Genomic DNA, 21,918 nt, shown 5'->3' with positions numbered 1-21,918 from the left:
TGAACTATGACTCCTCACCAGTGTTGCCCCGCGCTCGGTCGTGGACGACGCGTCGGCCGATCCGACCGTTCATCGTCCACGACGCGGCGAGCGTTGCAGTTCGCCTCACCTTATCGGGCGGCGGTTCCTATCGACCCGGGCAGACGATGCACCGGAATGTCGACACCGCTCATCTCGGCACCGTCACCGTCGACCGACACGATCGCAACGAGGTCCTCGATGTCCTCGGGTTGCAGTCGATCGACCGCGGCGATGTCTGCTGAGGCAAGGAACGCATGGGTGACCCATTCTGCGGACACGATGTCGGCGGCGTCCTCGGCGGACTCCGCCCGATCGGTCACCAGGGCTGCACCTGCCGTCACGGCGACCACACCGGCCAGAACTGCTGCACCGGAATCGAACCGGGTGGGGACGGCCAGCCGCGAATCGAAGGCCACGGCCCACTCCGTCACTGCGTTCGTCGCCAGTGCAGCGAGTGTTCCGTGGTCGATCACGGTGCCGTCGTCGACCACGACCAACGCTGGGCTGTCGGGTCCCAGAACCGCCGTTCTGTCCGAATACGTCACCGGCCGCCCAGAACTCGCGGCAATGGCGTCGACGACGTCCGGATGCCCGAGGTGGATGGTCGTGACGGACCCGGCCCAGCTCGGCGCGTCGTCACCGTCGAGGACGAGGACGGATGCGCCTGCCCGCTCCAGAACGTCGGAGGAGTTCGACGTGGCAATCGGAGCCACGGCTCCGCCTGCCTTCGCCACCGCCCACCGCGTCACGACTGCCGCAACAGCGTCGGTGACAGTGACGCCGACGACGACTCCGGTTCGGACGCCACGTTCGATCAGTACCCGAGCCATACGTGAGGACTGCTCGTCGAGCTCACGGTAGGTGGTCTCGACTCCGTCCGACGACAACGCGGGCGCATCGGGATCTGCGTCCACCGTCGAGGTGAGTACCTGCGGCAAGGTCAGGTCCGACCGTGCCGGTGCCACGGTGGAGTCAGCGGTCTGCGGGGTCTCGGTCAGTGCCGCCCGCTCGGCGGCGTCGAGCACGTCGATGTCGCCGACGACGACCGCTGGTGTTGTCGCCACTGCACCGGCGATGCGTGCGAATCGCTCCGCCAGCGACGCGACCGTGGACTCGTCGAACAGATCGGCGGCATACACCCATTCGACGTTCAGGGTTCCGGTGCCGCTGTTCCCGTCGGCGTGCTGGGTCTCCACCGTGACCTGCAGGTCGAATTTCGCCGTCGGCTCGAAGCCGCTGACGGGTTCGACCACCAGGTTCGGCAGCTCGAAGCGCGCCTCGCCGTGGGGCTCCACCGACAGAACCGTCTGGAACAGCGGGGTGTACCCGGCGTTCCGGTCCGGTGCGATGGTGTCGACGACCCGCTCGAACGGGACGTCCGAATTCGCGAAGGCCCGCAGGTCGGTCTCGCGTAGAGCGGTCAGCAGCTCTGCGAACGTCGCATCCGGGTCCACGTCCGTGCGCAGCGCCAACGTGTTCACGAACATGCCCACCAGTCCGTCGAGCGCCTCGTGCCCGCGCCCGGCGATGGGCGTGCCGACGGCGAAGCTGCGGGAGCCGCTCATCCGCGACAACAGCACCCCGAGGACCGCGTGCAACACCATGAACAGAGTCGCGTTGTTCTCGCGGGCGATCGCGGCGAGCCCGGTGTGAACCGACTCGTCCAGCTCGACACTCACACTGGCTCCGCGCAGGTTGGCGGTAGCCGCTCGCGGCCGATCCCACGGCAACGACACGACCGGGGTGATCCCGCTGAGCTCGTCCGCCCAGAAGGCCAACTGCTGCGACAGAATCGACGTGGGGTCGCTGTCCGAGCCCAACACCTGCCGCTGCCATACCGCAAAGTCCGCGTACTGCACCGTCAGCGGTTCGGGCGTGTAGTCGGTCCCCGACGCGGCAGCGAGGTACGCAGTCATGACGTCACGGGCCAGTGGTGCCATCGATGCGCCGTCTCCGCTGATGTGGTGCATCACGATGACGAAGACGTACTCGTCCGGGCCGAAGCGGAACAGTGCTCCCCGGACCGGGGGTGCGACGGTGACGTCGAAGCCCTCGTAGACGAGTGCGCGAATCCGTTCGGCGGTGTCGGAGTCGTCGGTCGCGTCGATCGGAGTCAGATCGGGTACGACCGATCCGGCGTCGACGAACTCCTGATACGGCGAACCGTTCGCATCTTCCGGGTAGCGCGTGCGCAGTGCCTCGTGGCGTTCCACGGTGCTGGACACGGCTGCCTGCAGTGCCGCGACATCCAGCTCGCCTCGCAGACGGAGCGCCAGCGGCATATTGTAGGCCCCGGACTCGGGGTCGAGTCGGTTCAGGACCCACATGCGCTGTTGCGCGAGCGACAACGGAACGGTCTGTCCGGCCGGTCGGCGACGCAGCGGCACACCGTTCGCGTCGTCGATGCGTGATTCGGCGCGCGCGGCGAGTGCCGAGACCGTCGAGGCCTCGAACAGGTCTCGGACACCGACCTTCTTCCCGAGCGCAGCCGACACCCGTGCCGCCACTCTTGTGGCGATCAGCGAGTTACCACCGAGATCGAAGAAGTCGTCGTCCGATCCGACCCGCTGCACGCCGAGCAGCTCCGCGTAGATCTCCGCCACGATCTCCTCGACCGGCGTTGCGGGAGCACGGAACTCGCGAACCTCGAACACCGGCTCCGGCAGTGCTTTTCGATCCAGCTTGCCGCTGGTGTTCAGCGGGAATTCCGAGAGCACCATCACCGTCGCCGGCACCATGTACTTCGGCAGCGCGCCGCCGACGAAGGTGCGTACCTCGGCCGGGTCCAGCGTTCTACCCGGTGCAGGCACCACATATCCGACGAGCTGGTCGCCGGCACCGGTGGTCGCCACCACGGCCGTGGCCTGGTTGACGTCGGGATGGGCCAACAGTGCGGTCTCGATCTCACCGAGCTCGATCCGCTGGCCACGGAACTTGACCTGGAAATCGGTGCGCCCGATGTACTCCAGGACTCCTGCAGCGCCCGGCCCCGATCGCCATCGGACGAGGTCTCCGGTGCGATACATGCGCTCGCCGGCAGCCGAGAACGGGTTCGCGACGAAGCGGTCCATCGTCAGGTCGACGCGCCCGAGGTATCCGTCGGCGAGCTGCGTCCCCGCGAGATACAGCTCACCCGCGGTCCCTGCGGCGACCGGATGCAGTCTGCCGTCGAGAACGTAGGCCTGGGTGTTCCATTCCGGCGCCCCGATCGGGACGGTCGCGCCCTCGTCGGCAGACGTCTTCCAGTACGTCACACTCACTGCGGCTTCGGTGGGGCCGTACAGGTTGTGGATCCTGGCAGAGGTGATCGCGCGGAAGTCCGTCACCGTCTCCGGGGGCAGTGCCTCACCCACCACGTAGACGTGTCGCAAGGACCGGCACTGCTCCCCGGTGGCGTACGCGGCGAACACCGTGAGCATCGACGGCACGAAGTCCGTGACGGTGACGCCGTGCCGGGCGATGCGCTCCGCGACGTACGCCGGGTCGCGGTGGCCGTCGGGGGTCGCGAGAACGACGCTCGCACCGACCTGGAGTGGGAGGAAGAAGCCCCACAGTGACACGTCGAACGTCGTCGCCGTCTTCTGCAGGTAGACGTCGTTCTCGTCGAGCGAGTACTGGTCGATCATCCACGCCATCTCGTTGACGATCGCGCGGTGCGGCACCGCGACGCCCTTGGGTCGCCCGGTCGACCCGGACGTGAAGATGACGTAGGCGGTGTTCTCCGGGCGTACCGGTGCCAGTCGGTCGGCGTCGGCCACGGCGTCTGCCGGGTAGGACGCGAGATCGAGGGTGTCCAGTTCGAGAATCGGGAACCGTTCCGGCAGTCCCGTCCGATCGTGACTGGTCGAGAGAACGGCGACCGGCACCGCGGTGTCGAGGATGTACTCGATGCGCTCGGCCGGGTGGTCCGGATCGATGGGTACGTATGCGCCGCCGGCTTCGAGGACGGCGTACATGCCGACCATCAGGTCGATGCCTCGCCTCATGCCGAGAGCGACGAGCGACTGCGGGCCGACGCCGAGCGAAATCAGGTGTCGGGCAAGACGATTGACCCGCTCCGAGAACTCGGCGTAGGTCACTGCGGTGCCCTCGTAGAGCACGGCCGTGGCGTCCGGGTTCGCCGCGACCCGAGCCCGGAACGGCGCGGTCAGCATGATGCCGGCGTCGACCTCGTGCGCGGTGTCGTTCCAGGTGTCGATCACGCGGGTTCGTTCTGCCGAGCCGAGCAGATCGATGTCGCCGACCGCCGTCGTGGTGTCGGAGACGAAGGTTTCGAGAACACCGACGAGCCGGGACAGGATGGACTCGACGTACGTAGCGTCGAACAGATCGCTGATGTACTTGAGCGTGAACGAGATTCGATCCTCGGCCACGACCAACAACGTCAGTGGGTAGTGAGTGTTGTCGTTCGAGCTCACCGACTCGACGGTCATTCCGTCGATCGCTGCCGCCTGCTGCGTCAGCTCGGCTTCGTCCACCGGGTAGGACTCGAAGATGGTGAGGGTGTCGAACAGATTCCCCATTCCGATCGCCCGTTGGATGTCGACGAGTCCCATGTGATGGTGGTCGAGCAGGTCTGCTTGTTCTCCTTGAATCCGGACCAGGTAGTTCTCGACAGTGTCGGCCGGATCGAATCGAACGCGCACCGGGATGGTGTTGATGAACAGGCCGATCATCGACTCGACGCCTGGAAGAGCAGCGGGACGGCCGGAGACCGTGGCACCGAACACGACATCGGTGCGGCCGGTGATGTGTGCGATCAGCAGGCCGTAGGCCGCTTGCACCAGCGTGTTGACGGTGACGCCGAGCCTGCCGCCGAGCGCCACGAGCGACGCGGTGGTCTCGGGATCGACGAATCGCTCCGTCTCTGCCGAGCGTGCGGAGATCTCTCGTCCGACACTCGGCGGTGCGACGAACGTCGGCTCCTCGACTCCGGCCAGCGCGGTGGTCCACGCACCGAGAGACACGGCCGGGTCCTGTCGGTTCAGCCATGCCAGGTAGGAGCGATACGAGCGAACCCTCGGCATCGACGAGGTGGAACCCCGAGCGGCATACAGGTACAACAGTTCCTTCATCACCAGCGGCAGAGACCACCCGTCGAGCAACACGTGATGGTTGGTCATCGCGAGCTTGTACGTGGTCGGCGTGATCCTGACGAGCAGGAACCGCAGCAGGGGTGCCGTGGAGACGTCGAAGTGCCGTCGCTGATCCGCGGCCAGTGCGTCGGCGACGGCAGCGTCGCGTTCGAGCCCGTCGAGATGAGACAGATCGATCGTGTTCCACGGGAGCCGAACGTTCTGCTGAACGATCTGCACCGTCTCGCCGTCCGCGGTCGCGGTGAACGAGGTACGCAGATTGTCGTACCGATCCAGCAGTGTCTGGGCAGCGTGATGCAACCGTTCGGCGTCCACCTCGCCGGCCAGGTCGAGTACGACCTGCATGGTGTAGACGTCGATCGACGCATCGGCGAACAACGCGTGGAACAGCAGTCCTTGCTGCAACGGTGACAGCGACCAGATGTCGGTCAGCTGTGGGTAACGCGCCTCGAACGACGCGATGTCGGCCTGCGACAGCGCCACCAGGGGCACGTCCGACGGGGTCAGACCACCCGAGCCGGGTACCTCGGCGTACGAGGCCAGCGCCGACAACGCCTCGGACCACAGCCCGGCGAGACGCTCGACCGTGTCCGCGGACACGGCTCCGGTCGGGAACGCGAAGCTGGCGCTCAGGACCCCGCCCTCGTCGGTGTCGAGCACGATGGCGTTGATGTCGACGGTCTTGTTCGCGGCCATGTCGGCATCACCGGGCGCGGAGAGCTCGCCGTCGGCGGCCGGCAACCAGCCGAGCGACTTCATCTCGTCCGGGACCTCGCCGGCGTCGACCCGGCCCAGGTAGTTGAAGCTGATCTGTCCGGTGCCGAGTTCGGCCAGTCCCGCAGCGGTCTCCGAGTTCAGGTAGCGGAGCAGTCCCCAGCCCATGCCTCGATCGGGCAGCGCCAGCATCTGCTCCTTGACTGCCTTCACTGCATCGCCGAGCTGCGACCCTCCCGCGAACGCAGCATCGACGTCGATCCCGGTCAGGTCGAGGCGAACGGGGAACAGGCTGGTCAGCCAGCCGACGGTACGTCCCAGATCAGCTCCGGGAACCACCGCTTCCTCGCGGCCGTGGCCTTCGAGCTGCACGAGTGTTGCCGGTGCAGTGATGCCGCGCTCGGACCGCAGTCTCGTGACGGCCAGAGCGAGCCCGGCCAGCAACCCGTCGCCCACTCCGCCGCGGAAGATCTCCGGAACGGTGGTCAGCAAGGTGCGCGTGACGTCGGGTGTCAGTTCGATGTTCACCCGTTCGAGCGTCGCCACGACATCGACCGCGGGATCGAAGGGGCGGTTGCCCAGCACGGGGTCCTCGGTGTCGGCGATCGAACGCCACAGCGGCAATTCGGCCAGCCGCGCCTCGCTCGCTGCCGCGTCGACCAGTGCATGGGTCCAACGCCGCATCGAGGTCCCGACCTCGGGGAGGGTCGGGGTCACTCCCCCCGACACCTGAGCCCAGGCGGAGACGAAGTCGGGGACCAGGATTCGCCACGACACTCCGTCGATCACGAGGTGGTGCGCCGCCACGGTCAGCGTGCCCGGCACCTCGGGTCCTCGATCGACCCAGACGAGGGCGAGCATGCGACCGGCCGTGGGGTCGAGCGTTCCCACCGCATCGTCGAATACTGTTGCAGCCGAATCGGTATCGGCCCAGGTGAGCAGTGTATCCACGTCGACGGTACCGGCGCCCGCAACATCGAGACCCCAGCCGCGGTCGTCGTGCACCAGGGTCGACCGCAGCACGTCGTGTCGATCGACCACTGCGGTCACCGTGGCGAGAATCCCGGCTCGGTCGATACCGAGCGGCAGCTCCAGTGTGACGGCCTGATGGAAGCGTGACCACCCGCCGCCGCGCTCGATCATCGCTACACCGAACGGGGGCAGCGGCATCCAACCGACACCGCCGCCGTCGAGTTCCTCGAGCACGACCGCGTCATTGCCCTCACCGACGATCACGGCGACCTCGGCGAGACCGGCAACGGTCTTGCGCTCGAACACATCTCGCGGCCCGAACTGAATTCCCCTGGCCTTGGCGCGAGAGACGAGCTGAATCGAGACGATGCTGTCGCCGCCGAGCGCGAAGAACGAATCGTCGACCCCGACGGCGTCGAGGCCGAGGACGTCTGCGAAGACCTCGGCAATGATGCGTTCGGTGTCGGTTGTGGCGGTACGGAATTCGGCATCGCTGCCGAATTCCGGTTCGGGAAGTGCTCTTCGGTCCAGCTTGCCGTTCGGCCCGAGTGGCAGGGCACCGAGCACGATGAGCCCGGCCGGAACCATGTATTCCGGAACCAGGGTCGCAACCGAGGCGGTGACCGCTGTGGTGTCGATCGTCTCCCCGGCGACAGGAACGACGTAGCCGACCAGGAGTTCACCTGCCGACGGCGTCCGGCGCACGAGAACGACGGCTTGGTCGACCGACGGATCTGCAGTCAGCGCGGCTTCGATTTCACCGAGCTCGATCCGCAGGCCTCGGAGTTTGACCTGGAAGTCGGTGCGGCCGAGGTACTCGAGTTCACCGTCGCGCCTCCAGCGCACCAGGTCTCCGGTGCGATACATCCGCGAGCCGGCTGCGCCGTGCGGATCGGCGACGAATCGGTCGGCAGTCAGGTCCGGGCGGCCGAGGTATCCGCGGGCCAGTTGACGCCCGGCGAGATACAGCTCCCCGGGCACCCCGACGGGAACGGGGTGCAGTCGCGCGTCGAGCACCGTCACCCTCGTGTTCCACACCGGTGCGCCGATGGGAACCGACACGGTGTCCGACGGCAGGACATGGTGATACGTGACGTCGACAGCGGCCTCGGTCGGGCCGTAGAGGTTGTGCAGCTCGGTGGCGGGCAGTGCAGTGCGCAGGGCCGAGGCAACCGATGCAGGCAGCGCCTCACCGGAGGCGAACACCGCACGCAGGCCGGTGCAGTTCGACACGCCGTCCGCGGCGGCGAACACGGCCAGCAACGACGGCACGAAGTGCGCGACCGTGACGCCGCGTTCGGCGACGGTGCTCACCAGATATGCCGGATCTCGGTGGCCGTCGGGCACCGCGATGACGAGTTCGGCACCGATCTGCAACGGCCAGAACAGCTCCCACACCGACACGTCGAACGTGACCGGCGTCTTCTGCAACACCTTGTCCTGCTCGGCGAGACGGTATTCGGCCTGCATCCACAGCAGACGGTTGACGATGGCCTCGTGGCTGACCGCAACGCCTTTGGGGCGACCGGTGGAGCCGGAGGTGAAGATGACGTACGCAGTGTCCGCCGGTCGCAGCGGTGCGGTTCGCTCGGCATCGGTCACCGGTGCCGTGGACAGACCTGTCGTGTCGACGGTGTCGACCAGGATTCTGGCGGCGTCGGTCACGAGATCTGTACCGTCGCGCTCGGTCGTGAGCAGCACCACGGGTGCCGCCGTGTCCAGGATGTAGCCGATTCGTTCGGCCGGTAGATCCGGGTCGACCGGAACGTAGGCACCACCGGCGGCGAGCACGGCGTAGATACCCGCCAGCATGTCGATGGAGCGGCGCATGGCCGTCGCCACCACGGTTTCCGGGCCAACTCCCTCGGCGATGAGCAGACGCGCGAGCGCGTTGACCCGCTCGGAGAATTCGCGGTACGTCACCCGATCGTCGAGGAAGCTCGTGGCGGTGTTGTCCGGGGACTCGGCAACTCGGGACTCGAACAGCGACACCAGAGTTGCACCGGGATCCACCTCGTGCGCGGTGGCGTTCCAGTCCTCGAGGACGCGGGTACGTTCGCCTTCCTCGAGGATGTCGATGTCGCCGACGACTCCGTCCGGTGCGTCGGTCAGCGCGTGCAGTACCCGGACGAGCCGTCGCCCGAGGGAGGCCATGCTGGATTCTTCGAATAGATCTGTGGCGTAGTCGAACTGCACGTCGATTCCGGCGGGAGCACCGCGGTCGTCCGTGTTCTCCCAGAGCGTCACCTGCAGGTCGAATTTCGCGAACGCGCTACCCAGATCGATGCCCTCGACACTCAACCCCGGCAGGGCCAACGTCTGGCGGTTCAGGTTCTGGAACGTCAGCATGACCTGGAAGATCGGGTGGCGAGCCTGTGAGCGGTCCGGGGCCAGCTCGTCGACGAGCCGCTCGAACGGCACGTCGGCGTGCCCGAAGGCTCCGAGGTCGGCCTCGCGAACTGCGGCGAGTTGCTCGCGCAACGTTGCCGCGGGGTGCACCGCGGTACGCAGGGCGAGCGTGTTGACGAACATGCCGACGAGCTCGTCCAGATCGGCGTCACCGCGGCCGGCGACCGGGGTTCCGATCGTCACGTCGTCGGTACCCGCCATCGCGCCGAGGAGCACCGCCAGCGCGGTGTGGACCACCATGAAGTTCGTGGCGTTGTTGGCGCGGGCAGCGCGAGCGATGTTCGACTGCAGAGCCTCGTCGATCGAGAAGTTGTATGCCGCACCGCGATACGACGCCACCGCCGGACGCGGCCGGTCGGTCGCGAGGTCGAGCTGTGCCGGGGCACCGGCCAGAGCCGTCGTCCAGTAGGCGAGCTGCTTCGCCAACGGCGAATCAGGGTCGTCCTCGGAACCGAGTACCTCGCGTTGCCACAACGCGTAGTCCGCGTACTGCACCGCAAGTGGTGCCCACTGCGGGTTCTCCCCCGCGGCACGGGCGGTGTAGGCCACCATGACGTCGCGCGTCAGGGGTCCCATCGAGAACCCGTCCGCGGCGATGTGGTGGGCGACGAAGGCCAGTACGTGCTCGGTCTCGCTGACCCGCAGGATCCGGATTCGGACCGGAACAGCTCGGGTCACGTCGAATCCCGCGGACACGAAGTCGCGCAGGGCCTGCTCGATCGAACTCTCGTCGACGTCGTCGACGACAACCGTCACGCCGGCCTCCGCGGTACCGAGTACCACCTGATGGCCTCGTCCGTCGACCTCCGGGTACACGGTGCGCAGAATTTCGTGCCTCGCCAGCACGTCGTGCACGGCGTTGGTGAGTGCATCGACATCGATGCTGCCGGACAACCGAATTGCGACCGGGATGTTGTTCACGGCGGAGGTCGGATCGAATTGGCTCAGGAACCACATGCGCTGCTGAGCCATCGACAGCGGCACCGAGTCCGGTCGTGTTCGAGCCGTGAGTGCCCGGCGCGCACCGGTACCCACCTCGGACTCGATCGCACGTGCGAGCGACTGCACCGTCGGAGACTCGAAGATCGAGCGGACAGGCACCTGAGTATCGAGCGCCGCCCCCAGCCGGGAGACCACCTGAGTGGCGATGAGCGAGTTACCGCCGAGCGCGAAGAAGTCGTCGTCCAGACCCACGCGCTCGACAGCGAGCACCTCGGCGAAGACCGCCGCGACGGCCTCTTCCACCGGATTGGTCGGCGCGCGGAATTCGGCTGTCTCGAACTGCGGTTCGGGGAGCGCCTGTCGATCCAGCTTTCCGTTGACGCCGCGAGGAAGAGCCTCGAGCACGACGAAGGCCGCCGGGATCATGTACGACGGCAGACGTTCGGCGAGTGCACGACGGATGCCGTCCTGATCCAGCGTCACCCCATCGGCGGGCACGAGGTAGGCCACGAGCCGCGCGCCTGATCCCGTGTCCGCGAGAGCGATCACGGCGACGTCGCGAATCTCGTCGAGCGATCCGAGAGCGGCATCGATGTCGCCGAGCTCGATACGGAAACCGCGAATCTTCACCTGGAAGTCGGTGCGCCCGACGTACTCCAATTCGCCGTCGGCGCGCCAGGATACGAGGTCACCGGTGCGATACAGACGGCCGCCGGGGGTGAACGGGTCCGCGACGAATCGCTCGGCGCTCAGATCCGGCCGCGCGAAGTACCCGTCGGCCAGCTGCGCACCCGCGAGGTAGAGCTCACCTGCGACGCCGACCGGAACGGGAGCCAGACGCGAATCCAGCACGTAGACAAAGGTGTTCCACTCCGGGCCACCGATCGGAACCGTGGTGCCGTCGACGGTCGTCACCCGATGCGAGGTCACCGAGACCGCGGCCTCGGTCGGTCCGTACAAGTTGTCCAGTCGCGCAGCCGAACTGCGCAGCGCGCGCTCGGCCGTGGCGACCGACAGTGCTTCGCCGATCGCCAGGATCCGCGTCAGGGGTTCGGGCAGGGTGCCCGCCGACGCCGTGACCAGCGCGTCGAGCACGGACGGCACGGTGTGCAGTGTCGTCACCGATTCCCGGTTCATCAGATCGACGAGGTAGGCGGGATCGCGGTGGCCCTCGGCGTCGGCCACGACGATCGCACCACCGGAGACGGTGGCGACCCAGAACTCCCACACGGACAGGTCGAAGGTGGCCGCGGTCTTGAGCAGTACTCGGTCGGTGCTGCCCAGTCCGTAATGGGCGCTCTGCCACAGCAATTGGTTGACGATGGCGGCATGACTCACCGCGACACCCTTGGGGCGGCCGGTGGATCCGGACGTGAAGATGACGTACGCGGTGTTCGCAGGCCGCAGCGGCGAGGTGCGCTCACTGTCGGTGACGGGCGCGTCCGAGACCTCTGCGTCGAGCACTCGCGGATCGGTGTCGACCAACAGCACCGGAACCGAGTCGACATCGACACCGTCCCGCGCAGTACTCAGGACCAGAGCGGGAGCAGCTACCTCCAGGATGTAGGCATTGCGGTCCGCCGGCTGATCCGGATCGATGGGCACGTACGCCCCGCCCGCCTTGGCGACGGCATACATCGCGACGAGCAGATCCACCGAGCGCCTGATAGCCAGAGCAACCGTCACCTGCGGGCCGACACCGGCACCGATCAGGACGCGGGCCAACCGGTTGATTCGACGATCGAACTCGCCGTACGACAGTGACTGACCGGCATGGACCACCGCGACCGCGTCGGGCTGCGCCTGCACCTGTCGATCGAACAGCGATACCAGCGACTGCGACGCATCGACATCGTGATCGGTGTCGTTCCAGGTGCGGACGATCCGGGTGCGTTCCTCGGGCGAGAGCAGCTCGAGATCGCCGACGACGGCCGACGGGTCCGCGGCCACGGCAGCGAGGAGGCGAACGAACCGGTCGGCAAAACCTTCGACCGTCGCGCGATCGAAAAGATCGGTGGCATAACTCAATTCGGCCGACAGTTCCGCGGGAGAGCCGTCCAGGGCGTAGCGATCCGAGATCGACAGTTGCAGATCGGTTTTCGCGGTCACCGCATCCGCCTCGACGGCACTCACCGTCAGACCCGGCAGCTCGAACGTCGACTCGGCAAGGTTCTGGAAGGACAGGCCTACCTGGAACAACGGGTTGCGTGCCGTCGACCGCACCGGGTTCAGCACCTCCACGAGACGCTCGAACGGAACGTCGGAGTGCGCGAACGCGGCCAGGTCCCGCTCTCGGGCCTGAGCGAGCAACTGGCGGAAGGTCATCGACGATTCGACCGACGACCGGAAGACCAGGGTGTTGACGAACATACCGATCATCGAGTCCAGAGCCCGCTCACCGCGGCCGGCGATGGGCGTTCCGACCGCGATGTCCTCGGAACCGGACAGGCGTGCGAGCAACACGGCGAATGCCGAGTGCACCACCATGAACAACGTTGCCTGCTCGGTACGTCCGAGTTCGGCGAGAGCAGCGTGCGTGCCGGCGTCGACGGTGAACCGCACGGCATCGCCACGGAAACTCTGCGCCGGCGGGCGCGGGCGATCGGTGGGCAGCACCAGCTGATCCGGCAGCTCGGCGAGCGTATCCTTCCAGAACGACACCTGCTGCGCTGCAACCGAATCGGGATCCGATTCGGTGCCGAGTACGGTTCGCTGCCACAGCGCGAAGTCGACGTACTGCACCTCGAGTGGCTCCCAGTCCGGAGCCGTCCCTGCAGATCTCGCGGTGTATGCGGTCATGACGTCGACGGCCAGCGGGCCCATCGACGCGCCGTCGGCCGACACGTGGTGGACGACGAAGGCCAGGACGTGCTCGTTCTCGTCGACGCGGAACACGCGCGCGTCGACCGGTACCTCGACGGTGACGTCGAAGCCACGCGTGAAGAATTCGGTCACGGCGGTGACGACGTTCGCACCGGCCACGTCTCGGACGGCGAGGTCCATCGGTACCTCGGACGCCGACAACACCTGCTGGAACGGGCCCTGTGCAGAGTCCGGGTACCGGGTACGAAGAGACTCGTGGCGCTCGACGACATCGCGCACCGCCGACTGCAGCGCAGCGACGTCGAGCGCACCCGACAACCGCACGGCGAACGGAATGTTGTCCACCGACGACGTCGTGTCGAACTGGTTGAGGAACCAGTACCGCTGCTGCGCAGGCGAGAGCGGCGGGTGCTCGGGACGCGGACCCGCCACGAGTGCAGCTCGTCCCCCCGAACCGACAGCGCTCTCCACGTGCGCCACCAGTGCGGCCACGGTCGAGCTCTCGAACAGCGCCCGCACCGGGACCACCGTGTCCAGGGCCGCGCCGAGCCGCGAGACCACCTGGGTGGCGATCAACGAGTTACCGCCCAGGGCGAAGAAGTCGTCGTCCAGTCCCACTCGCTCGAGGTGCAGGACGTCGGCGAACACTCCGGCGACGATCTCTTCGACCGCGGTGGTGGGTGCGCGGAATTCCCGGGCCTCGAACACGGGTGCGGGAAGCGCGGCGCGATCCAACTTGCCCACCGGGGTCAGTGGAACGGTGTCGAGAACGATGATCGACGACGGGATCATGTAGGCGGGCAATGATTTTCCGACGAAGGCGGTCAGCTCGTCGACGTCGACGACCGAACCACGCGCCGGCAACACGTAGGACACGAGAGTGGTGACACCCGAGGGCAGTTCGTGTCCGAGTGTGACGGCGAAGTCGACCTCGGGAACAGCGGTGAGCGCGGAGTCGATCTCGCCGAGCTCGATACGGAACCCGCGCACCTTGACCTGGAAGTCGGTGCGGCCGACGAACTGCAGCTGCAGGTCGTCCGTCCATCGCACGACGTCGCCGGTGCGGTACATCCGTGCGCCGTCGATGCCGTACGGATTGGCCACGAAGCGCTCGGAGGACAGACTCGGCCTACCGAGATAACCGCGAGCGAGCGCACCGCCCGACAGATACAGGTCACCCGCGACACCGGTCGGAACCGGTTCGAGCCTGGAATCGAGGATGAGCACGGACATGCCGTGAATCGGTCGACCGATGGTGATCGGCTCGCCGGGCGTCAACTCGGCGAAGCTGGAGATGATCGTGGTCTCGGTCGGTCCGTACCCGTTGAAGTACTTCCGGTCCCCTGCCCACCGGGCGAGGAGTTCGGGAGTGGTCACGTCGCCGCCCACCGAGAGCACCTCGAGCGAATCGATCCCGTGGGGATCCATCGTGCCGAGCACCGCGGGCGTGATGATCGTGTGAGTGACCCTCTCCGCCTTCAACAATTCGGCCAGTTCGGTGCCGCCGAGAATCGATGCCGGTACCACCACCAACGTCGCGCCGACGGAGAACGCCGCCATCCACTCCAGAACCGACGGATCGAAGTTCGGCGAGCAGACGTGGAGGAACCGCGAGGCCGGTTTCAGGTGATAGAGATCGGTTGCTGCGTCGAGGACGCCGCCGAGTCCGGCGTGCGTGACGACGACGCCCTTCGGCTTGCCCGTCGAGCCCGAGGTGTAGATGACGTAGGCGGGGTTCTGGAACGTGACGGGTCGCAGGCGGTCGGCGTCGGTGACCGGCTCGGCAGAGCGGGTGCGGACCTCGGCCACGAACTCGTCGTCGTCGACGCTCAGCCAGGTCAGGTCTTGCTGTCCGCCGGCGAGCCGATCCGAGTGTGCCCGGGTGGTCAGGCCCAGTAGGGCCTCGGAGTCCGAGACCATGTGGGCGACGCGATCCTGCGGATACGTCGGGTCGACGGGGAGGTGCGCGGCCCCCGATTTCGCCACTGCCCAGACCGCGAGCACCATGAAGTAGGAGCGCTGGAATCCCAGAGCCACAACGGTTTCGGGGCCGGCCCCGCGCTCGATGAGCACCCGGGCGAGCTGCGAGGACGTCGCATCGAGTTCGGCGTACGAGATCGAGCGGCCCTCGTAGCGAATCGCGGTCGCCGACGGGTCGAGTGCGGCTCCGGCAGCGAAGATCTCGGCCAGAGTGCCGCCGGCCAAGACGTCGTCACCGTGGACGTGGGTGAGCCGGTCGTATTCGTCGTCGTAGAGGATGGACAGATCGCCCACCGGGGTGTTCGGTGTCGCCACGATCGCTTCGAGCAGCCAGCGGAAACGTCGCGAGAACACCTCGATCGTGTTCTCGTCGAACAGGTCTCGCGCGTAGAGGAAACCGGCGGACAGACCGGTGCCGTCGGACTTCTCGTGCAGCGTCAGCGACAGGTCGAACTTGGCGGTGTCGACCTCGACGTCGACCGCCGAGACCGTCAGATCGGGTAGGTGGAATTCGCTCGGCGGCAGGTTCTCGAACGCGATCGCGACCTGGAACAGCGGGTGCCTGGCCGTCGTGCGCTCGGGCTCGAGCAGATCGACGAGCCGCTCGAAGGGGATGTCCGCGTGTGCGAATGCATCGAGGTCGACGTCCCGGACGTGGCCGAGGAGGTCGGTGAATCCCTTGCTTCGATCGACCGAGGTGCGGAGCACCAGGGTGTTGACGAACATACCGATGACGTCGTCCAGGACGGCCTCGCCGCGGCCTGCGACGGCGGTACCCACCGCAACGTCGTCCGTGGTGGACATGCGAGCCAGGAACAGCGCGAGAGCACCGTGGAGCACCATGAAAAGGGTGGTTCCGGTCGACCGGGCCAGATCGTCGAGCGAGGCACGCAGATCCGCATCGATGTCGAACTGGAACCGCCCGCCCGAGTACGACTGCACCGCGGGACGCGGCCGGTCGTACGGCAGGGTCAGCTCACTGGGCAGGTCCGCCAGGGCCGAACGCCAGTAGTCCGCCTGTGCTGCCATCAGGCTGCTCGGATCCGCGTCGTCGCCGAGCACGGCGCGCTGCCACAGCGCGAAGTCGGCGTACTGCACCGCCAGCGGCGTCCACTGCGGAGCGTCGCCGGCCACACGAGCGAGGTAAGCCGTCATCACGTCGCGGGTCAGCGGTCCCATGGACCACCCGTCTGCGCTGATGTGATGAACCACGACGACCAGCACGTACTCGTCGTCGGTGACCTGGAACAGTTTCGCGCGCAGGGGAATCGACCGGGTGACGTCGAATCCTTCGGAGGCGAAAGCGATCAGGTCGGCCACCGCACCGTCGGCGGACGGTGTGGTGGGTGTCAGGTCCGGTGCCACCGATTCGGCAGGCAGGATCACCTGATGCCCCGCTCCGTCCACACTCGGGTAGACGGTGCGGAGTGCCTCGTGCCGGTCGAGAACGTCGACGACCGCTGCGTTCAGGGCCGCAGTGTCGAGTGCTCCGGTGAGCCGGATCGCCACGGGGATGTTGTTGACCGCCGATTCGGGCTCGAATCGGTTGAGGAACCACATCCGCTGCTGGGCGAGAGAGAGCGGAATTCGTTCGGGGCGTTCCTGCGGCACCAGAGGCGCGGAGACTCCGTGGCCGACGTGGCTTTCCAACGCAGCAGCCAAGGCTGCCACCGTGCCTGCCTCGAACATCGTTCGGACGGGCACCGTCGTGCCCAGTTCGGCACCGAGTCGTGCGGCGACCTGAGTGGCGACGAGCGAATTGCCGCCGAGCGCGAAGAAGTCGTCGTCCACACCGACTCGGTCGAGTCCGAGGACCGCGCCGAACACGTTCGCGACGATCTCCTCGACCGGATCGGACGGTGCTCGGTAGGGCGTTGCCTCGAATTCGGGATCGGGCAGCGCTTTTCGATCGAGCTTGCCACTTCCGCCGAGCGGGAATTCGGCCAATTCCACGACAGTGGTCGGCACCATGTACTCGGCCAGACGTCCACGTAGCGCGGTGCGTACCCGGTCCACATCGACCGGGCCTTCGGTGGGGACGACGTAGGCAACCAGTTGTTCTCGTCGCACGAGCACGACGGCCTGAGCGATCTCGGGAAGATCCAACAGAGCCGATTCGATTTCGCCGAGTTCGATACGGAGACCACGCAACTTCACCTGGAAGTCGGACCGGCCCACGTACTCCAACTCACCGGCGGGCAGCCACCGCACCACGTCGCCGGTTCGGTACATCCGCGCACCGTCGACCGCGAACGGATCGGCAACGAAGCGATCCGCGGTCAGATCGGGTCGGCTCACGTATCCCCTGGCGAGCTGGACACCCGAGAGATAGAGCTCTCCGGACACCCCGGCCGGAACCGGCCGCAACGACGAATCCAGAACGCGCACATCGGTGTTCCACACCGGTGAACCGATCGGCACCACGGCTGTGTCCGCGTCGGAGACCGCGTGATAGGTCACGTCGACAGCAGCTTCGGTCGGGCCGTACAGGTTGTGCACCGACACCTGTGGGAGCGCGCGGCGCAGCGACTGTGCAGTAGCAGGCGCAAGCGCCTCCCCCGAGGCGAACACCGTACGCAGCGACGCTCCCGCGTCGGGCCTACGCAGCGCCTCCGGTGTGAACACCGACATCATCGACGGCACGAAGTGCACTACCGAGACATGTTCGCGTGCAATGACATCGAGCAGGTACGACGGATCCCGATGACCCTCGGGAACCGCGACGACCACCGATGCGCCGACCTGGAAGGCCCAGAAGAACTCCCACACCGACACGTCGAACGTAGCCGGTGTCTTCTGCAACACCACGTCCTGCGGACCGAGGGGGTACTCGTGCTGCATCCACGACAACCGGTTGACGATCGCCGCGTGCGATACGCCGACGCCCTTCGGCCGACCCGTCGACCCCGAGGTGAAGATGACGTATGCGAGGTTCTCTGCCCGCAGCGGTGCCGTCCGCTCCGCATCGGTGACCGGCGCCGACGAGAATTCCGACACGTCCACGGTATCGATGTCCACCGTCTCCACGCCGGGGAACTCGACGTGATCTCGGGTGCTCGAGAGCACCCGTACCGGCGAGGCCGTGCTCACGATGTACTCGTTGCGCTCCGACGGCTGAGCCGGATCGATGGGTACGTACGCAGCACCGGCCTTGACGATCGCGTACATACCGACGAACAACTCGATACTGCGGCCGACTGCGAGACCGACCGTCGAATCGGTCCCGACACCCACCGACAACAGGTACCGCGCCAGGCGGTTCGCGCGCGCATCGAGCTCGGCGTACGTCAGCCGAACGTCCTCGAACACCAGGGCCTGCGCGTCGGGGGTCTGCTCGACGCGACCATCGAACTGCCCCACCAACGTTGTTCCGCTGGTGATCTCGTGCGCCGGTCCCGAACCGAACGTCAGCACCGACTCCCGCTCGACCGAGTCGAGCAGGTCGATCTCTCCGACGGCTGCAGCGGGCGCTGCGGTGATCGCACGAAGAACACGAACGAACCGCTCTCCGAATCGAGCCATCGTCGATTTGTCGAAGAGGTCCGCAGCATAGGTCAGGGCGACGGTCAGGCCCGCGGGCTCGAAGCCGGCCGGTGCCGAATCCCACAGCGTCACTTGCAGATCGAACTTTGCCAGGTCTGCCTCGTAGTCGACCGCTGCGATGGTCAGGCCGGGGAGCTCGACCGAGGTTCGGTCCAGGTTCTGGAACGTCAACATGACCTGGAACAGCGGGTGGCGTGCCTGCGAGCGCGCCGGGGCCAATACGTCCACCAGACGCTCGAAGGGCACGTCGGCGTGCGAGAACGCAGCGAGGTCCACCTCCCGGATCTCGCGCAGCAGATCGTCGAACGACGTCCGTGAATCGACTTCGGTGCGCAGCACCAGTGTGTTGACGAACATGCCGACGACGTCGTCGAGGGCCGCGTCTCCACGGCCGGCGACCGGCGTACCGATACTGATGTCGTCGGCGGCCGCGAGCTTGGCCAACAGCACGGCCAGCGCGGCGTGCACGACCATGAATGTCGTTGCGTTGTGGTCTCTTCCGAGCTTCTCCAGCGCGCGGACCAGTTCGGCGTCGATCTCGAACGTGTGCGTGCCGCCGTTGGTCGTGGCGACCGCCGGGCGGGGACGGTCGGTGGGTAGCTCCAACTGGTCGGGTGCGCCGCCGAGTCGGTGCCGCCAGTAGTTCTCCTGCGCCGAGATCAGAGATTCCGGATCGTCCTCGCTGCCGAGGACGGCCCTCTGCCACAGCGTGAAGTCGGCGTACTGCACCTCGAGCGGAGTCCACTGTGGTTGCTGCCCGTTGGTGCGCGCCACGTATGCGGCCACCACGTCTCGGGTCAGCGGGCCCATCGAGAATCCGTCGGCCGCGATGTGGTGCACCACGAACGCGAGCACGTGCTCGGTCTCGGCCGTCTCGAGAAGCACCGCCCGGAAGGGTAGCTGTACCGCCAGATCGAAGGGCCTGAGCGCGAACTCGAGCAGCACGGCGGGGACGTCGGCATCGGTTGCCGTCGCGCGCTCCAATTCCACTGCCACCGAATCGGATTCGAGTATTTGCTGGAAGCCGATGCCGTCGTGATCGGGGTAGACCGTCCGCAGTGACTCGTGCCGGTCCAACACATCCATCAAGGCCGCCTGCAGGGCGGTGTAATCGAGTTCACCGCTCAGCGCGATGGCGACCGGGATGTTGTTGACAGCCGAGTCCGGCTCGAATCGGTTGAGGAACCACATTCGTTGCTGGGCCAGCGACAGTGGCACACGTTCGGGCCGCTGCTGCGCCACCAACGGAGGTCGCGCGTGCGTCGAGCCTGCGGCATCGACGGCCGCGGCGAGTTCGGCGACGGTCGGTGCGTCGAAGAACGACCGCACATCCACTGCTGTGCCCAGTTCCGCGTTGACTCGCGCGATCACGCGGGTCGCGTTCAGCGAGTTTCCGCCGAGGACGAAGAAGTCGTCGTCCACGCCGATACGGTCCATCCCGAGGACCGTCTCGAAAATTGCCACCAGGGCCGTTTCGGTGTCGGTGCCCGGGGCACGGTATTCGCGTACGAGCGAGGCGAAATCGGGCGCAGGCAAGGCTTTTCGGTCCAGCTTTCCGCTGGCGTTCAGCGGGAATTCGTCCAGCACGACGAACACCGACGGCACCATGTACTCGGGCATGCGCCGGCGCACCGCATCGGCCAGGCCGTCGTGATCGATATCGGGCTCGGTGCTCACGACATAGCCGACGAGCTGCTCACCCAACTGGGCCTGCGATCGGTCGGCGTGAACGAGTACCGCAGCCTGGGTCACCTGCGGCTCGGCGAGCAGCGCTTGCTCGATCTCGCCGAGTTCGATACGGAGGCCACGCAATTTGACCTGGAAGTCGGTGCGGCCGATGTACTCGATCATGCCGTCGGCGCGTCGGCGCACCAGGTCGCCGGTGCGGTACATCCGGTCCCCCGGCTCACCGAACGGGTCGGCGACGAATCGATCGGACGTCAGGTCCGTGCGTCCGAGGTATCCGCGAGCGAGCTGCACGCCCGCGAGATAGAGCTCTCCCTCGACTCCCCGGGGTGAGCGCCGCAGACCCTCGTCGAGCACGTAGAGGTCGGTGTCGTCGACGGCAGCGCCGATCGGTACCGAGCCGTCCTCCACCTGCTGGGTTCGGTAGTACGTGACGTCGACGGCTGCTTCGGTGGGACCGTACAGGTTGTGCAACTCGGCGTCGGAGATCGCGTGGAACGCGTTGACGGTGCGCGCCGGCAGCGCCTCACCGGAGGCGAACACCATGCGAAGCGAATCGGCCTGTGCTGCGGTGGGTTCGGCAACGTAGACCGACAGCATCGACGGTACGAAGTGGGTCACCGTCACGCCGTGTTCAGCGATGACGCGGGCGAGATAGGCGGGGTCGCGGTGCCCGTCGGGCTCGGCGATCACCAGTGTCGCGCCGATCTGCAACGGCCAGAAGAACTCCCAGACCGACACGTCGAACGTGAACGGCGTCTTCTGCAAGACGACGTCGGCCGGGGTCATCGTGTATTCCCGCTGCCGCCACGAAATATTGGCGACGATCGCGCGGTGGCCCACCGCCACGCCCTTCGGACGCCCGGTCGAACCGGACGTGAAGATGACGTACGCGAGGTCGTCTTCGCCGAGGGTGCCGAGCCGGTCCGCATCGGTGATGCGCCCTGCAGTCACGCCGGAGACGTCGACGGCATCGACGAGCAGAGTCTGCGTGCCGTCCGGCAACTGCGGCAGGTCCTCCGATGTCGTGAGCACCAGAACCGGTCGCGCGGTATCGAGGACGTAGGCGAGTCGATCCACCGGGTGCTCGGGGTCCAACGGAACGTAGGCACCACCGGCTGCCGAGATGGCGTACATACCCACCAGCAGATCGAACGAGCGGCGGATCGACAGCCCCACCGTCGAATCCGGGCCGACACCCCGCTCGATCAGAACCCGGGCGAGGCGTTCGACCGACTCTGCGAACTCGGAATAGGACCGACTCTCGCCGCCGAACACGAGCGCGGGCGCGTCCGGTGTGCGCTCGGCCTGATCGGCGAACAGGGTGTAGAGGGTGGTTGCCTCGGGTTCGGCCGGGCTCGACGCCGAGTCGTCGTCACCGAGAACCGTCGCGGCATCGGAGACCACCGACGAGACCACGGCGTCGAGACCACCGTCGGTGGCCTCGATGAGGCCGGGAACGGTGTTGGACAGCACGACCGGGACCAGCGCGTCCGGGCCGAGAACCCCACCCATGGCCGTGTCGAGGGTGGTGATCTCCTCGTCCAACCGGGCGTAGGTCAACTCCGTGCCGAGGTGCGCGAGCGCCACGCGGTCCGGTTCGACCGCAGCGACGCTCCGAACCAAGCGCGGAAGGTCCTCGACCGTCAATGCTGCCTCGCGTCGACGTCCAACCGCCATCTAACTTTTCCTCCTGATCGATCCACGTGCACAACCGGCGAGCTCGGCTTTC

1 protein-coding gene is annotated in these 21,918 nt (G+C 66.8%); it reads right to left on the bottom strand.

Features of this window, described 5'->3' with window-relative positions; translation table 11 throughout:
• Nucleotides 1–110 precede the first annotated feature (110 nt).
• A complete protein-coding gene (locus RFA01S_RS15930) occupies nucleotides 111–21,866 on the bottom strand; it encodes a non-ribosomal peptide synthase/polyketide synthase (protein WP_052060842.1) in 21,756 nt (7,251 codons plus the stop codon).
• Nucleotides 21,867–21,918 lie beyond the last annotated feature (52 nt).

The organism is Rhodococcoides fascians NBRC 12155 = LMG 3623, assembly GCF_001894785.1.
Lineage (GTDB): Bacteria > Actinomycetota > Actinomycetes > Mycobacteriales > Mycobacteriaceae > Rhodococcoides > Rhodococcoides fascians.
Note: the sequence above shows the minus strand (reverse complement) of the source record. Positions and strands in the feature narration are given on the sequence as shown.